The 2,878-nt window shown below is 67.4% G+C and carries 4 protein-coding genes; 1 reads left to right on the forward strand and 3 read right to left on the reverse strand.

Annotated elements, in window-relative coordinates:
- Window positions 1-1,111, reverse strand: a 1,111-nt coding sequence (locus tag AB7U92_RS25155; protein WP_428583285.1) for an ATP-dependent metallopeptidase FtsH/Yme1/Tma family protein, incomplete at its 3' end; no start/stop codon positions are given.
- A gap of 141 nt (window positions 1,112-1,252) precedes the next feature.
- Entirely contained in the window at window positions 1,253-1,954 is a 702-nt protein-coding gene (locus tag AB7U92_RS25160) for an RlmE family RNA methyltransferase (protein WP_428583287.1), read from the reverse strand.
- A gap of 38 nt (window positions 1,955-1,992) precedes the next feature.
- On the opposite strand from AB7U92_RS25160, the gene AB7U92_RS25165 reads away from it, so the two are divergent.
- On the forward strand, window positions 1,993-2,466 hold the full coding sequence (locus AB7U92_RS25165) for a YhbY family RNA-binding protein (protein WP_428583289.1): 474 nt from the start codon (window positions 1,993-1,995) through the stop codon (window positions 2,464-2,466).
- Between the two features lie 14 nt (window positions 2,467-2,480).
- On the opposite strand, the gene AB7U92_RS25170 is transcribed toward AB7U92_RS25165, so the two are convergent.
- The coding region (locus AB7U92_RS25170; protein WP_428583291.1) for a DUF4149 domain-containing protein at window positions 2,481-2,878 on the reverse strand (398 nt) is incomplete at its 5' end.

Raw genomic sequence — 2,878 nt, forward strand, 5'->3', positions numbered from 1 at the left:
CGAGGTCGGCGCCCGAGAAGCCCGGCGTGCCGCGTGCCAGGATGTCGGCGCGGAAGTCCTGGCCCACCGGCACCTTGCGCATGTGCACGTTGAGGATCTGCTCACGGCCGCGCACGTCGGGCAGCGTCACGTACACCTGACGATCGAATCGACCTGGCCGCAACAGCGCGGGGTCAAGGATGTCAGGCCGATTGGTTGCTGCCATCACGATCACGCCGAGGTTGGTCTCGAAGCCGTCCATCTCGACGAGCATCTGGTTCAACGTCTGCTCGCGCTCGTCGTTGCCGCCGCCCAGGCCGGCACCACGGTGGCGGCCGACGGCGTCGATCTCGTCGACGAAGATGATGCAAGGCGCGCTCTTCTTGGCCTGCTCGAACATGTCGCGCACGCGCGCCGCGCCGACGCCGACGAACATTTCGACGAAGTCGGAGCCGGAGATCGAGAAGAACGGCACCTTGGCCTCGCCGGCGATGGCCTTGGCCAGCAGCGTCTTGCCGGTGCCCGGGGGGCCGACCAGCAGCACGCCGCGCGGGATGCGGCCACCCAGCTTCTGGAACTTCTGCGGGTCCTTCAGGAAGTCGACCAGTTCCTTCACTTCCTCCTTGGCCTCGTCGCAGCCGGCGACGTCGGCGAAGGTGGTGGTGTTGTTGGCTTCGTCGAGCATGCGCGCCTTGCTCTTGCCGAAGCTGAAGGCGCCGCCCTTGCCGCCGCCCTGCATCTGGCGCATGAAGTAGATCCACACGCCGATCAGCAGCAGGATCGGGCCCCAGCTGGCCAGCAGGCTCAGCAGGAACGAAGGCTCCTCGCGCGGCTTGACGTCGAACTTGACGTTGTTGTTGATCAGGTCGCCGACTAGGCCGCGATCGAGGTAGGTGGCGGTGGTGCGGACTTCCTTGTCGTCGGTGGTGCGGGCGCGGATCTCGGTGGAGCCGCCGCCGCCTTCCTGCAGCACGACGCTCTTGATGCGCTTGGCACGCACCTCTTCGAGGAACTCCGAGTAGCCGATCTGGCCGGCCGACGTGACTCCGCGGTCGAACTGCTTGAACACGGTGAACAGCACGAGTGCGATCACCAGCCAGACAGCGACTTTAGAGAACCATTGATTATTCACCGCGGCTCCTTCAACCGGTCACGACAACGCGGCGGAAACGGTTTCCGCCCATTGCCGCGGTAGATATGTGCAAGTTTAGTCGAGTCAAGGTCGGCATCTGGGGAAGTTTCACCCTGGAACGTCTGTGTGAATCGAGGCAAATCAAGCATCGGAAGGCTCTTGTTCGGTATTCCGGCGCCCCGGCTTCAGACCGATGCCGACCAAGAAGGTTTCCGCCGACTTGTCGCGCGAAGCCTTGGGCTTGATCGGCTTGACCACCCGGAAGCTGTCCTTGAACAGCTTCACCAGCTGGCTGTAGCCGCTGCCGTGGAAGACCTTGCAGACCAGGGCCCCGTCGGGCCTGAGGTGGCGCTGGGCGAATTCCACCGCCAGTTCCACCAGGTGGGCGATGCGCGCGGCGTCGGAGCTTTCGATGCCCGAGAGGTTGGGCGCCATGTCGGAGACCACCACGTCGACCGGGCGGCCGGCGACCAGGGCCTCGAGCTGGTGCAACACGGCTTCCTCGCGGAAGTCGCCCTGGATGAAGTGCACGCCCTCGATCGGCTCGAAGTCCAGGATGTCCAGGGCGATGATCGTGCCGTTGAGCTCGCCCACGGCCGCCCCGCCCGTCCCGGCCTCCTTGGGGGCGAACTTTCGCCGCAGGTACTGGCTCCACGCACCCGGCGTGGCGCCGAGGTCGACCACGAGTTGACCCGGCCTGATGAGGTGCAGGGCCTCGTCGATCTCCTTGAGCTTGTAGGCGGCGCGGGCGCGGTAGCCCTCCTTCTGCGCCAGCTTCACGTAGGGGTCGGTCAGGTGGTCGTGCAGCCACGCGCGGTTGACCTTCTTGCTGCCCTTCTTCATCGGGTCTGGACTCTCATCTCGCGGGGATAATACGGCCCATGCCTGCCATCCAGCTCACGCCCGCCCAGCGCAAGGACAAACGCGCCGATGCCCACCACCTCGACCCGGTCGTCCTGATCGGCGGCGAGGGCCTCACGCCGGCCGTGCGCAAGGAGGTGGACGCGGCGCTAAACGCCCACGGCCTGATCAAGGTGCGTGTCTTCTCCGACGAGCGCGACACGCGCGAGGCCATGCTCGCCACGCTGGCCGACGATCTCGGCGCGGCGCCCATCCAGCACATCGGCAAGCTGCTGGTGCTGTGGCGGCCCATCCCGCCGAAGGAGAAGGCCGAGCGCGACGACCGCATGCCCGGGCCCAAGGTGGTGAAGGTGCTCAAGTTCTCGCGCAGCGGCAACCACCGGCCGCAGGTGAAGAAGGTCAAGGTGCTGGGCAACCAGCGGCTGACTGCCGGCGGCGAGGTCAAGCGCGCGAAGAAGCGCACCACCAGCATCAAGAAGACGGCTGCGACCTGAGCACGGGTGCGTCTTCAGCGCGGCGCCAGCCGCCAGGCCAGGGCCAGCACCAGCAGGCCCTTGAGGCCGAAGAACACGGTCGAGGCGGCGTGCAGGGCGCCGAACGACCACGCGCCCTGCCCGGCCCGCGCCGCGGCCATCATCGGCTGGATGGCGTAGTAGCCCGCGACCGTGCAGAACAGCGCGCCGAGCGCGAGCAGCATGTTGGCGTTGAACTGCGAGCCGCGGCCGGCTTCGGCCTCGTCGCGGGCGCGCCGACGCTCCAGCAGGAAGATCACCACGGCCAGCGCCAGGCTCAGCGGCGCCTCGACGGCGAACATGCGCCCGGCCACCCGGCCCGCCTCGGCCGGCGTGGGCAGCACGGCAAAACCGGCCGGCGCGCCGATCAGGCCGATGGCCAGGATCGCACCGG

This window comes from Piscinibacter sp. (assembly GCF_050175855.1).
Taxonomy (GTDB): domain Bacteria; phylum Pseudomonadota; class Gammaproteobacteria; order Burkholderiales; family Burkholderiaceae_C; genus Piscinibacter.

Excerpts from the sequence above, each read along its gene's own strand:
- AB7U92_RS25165 (WP_428583289.1), top strand. The coding sequence starts at position 1,993 with ATGCCTGCCATCCAGCTCACGCCCGCCCAGCGCAAGGACAAACGCGCC.
- AB7U92_RS25160 (WP_428583287.1), bottom strand. The coding sequence starts at position 1,954 with ATGAAGAAGGGCAGCAAGAAGGTCAACCGCGCGTGGCTGCACGACCAC.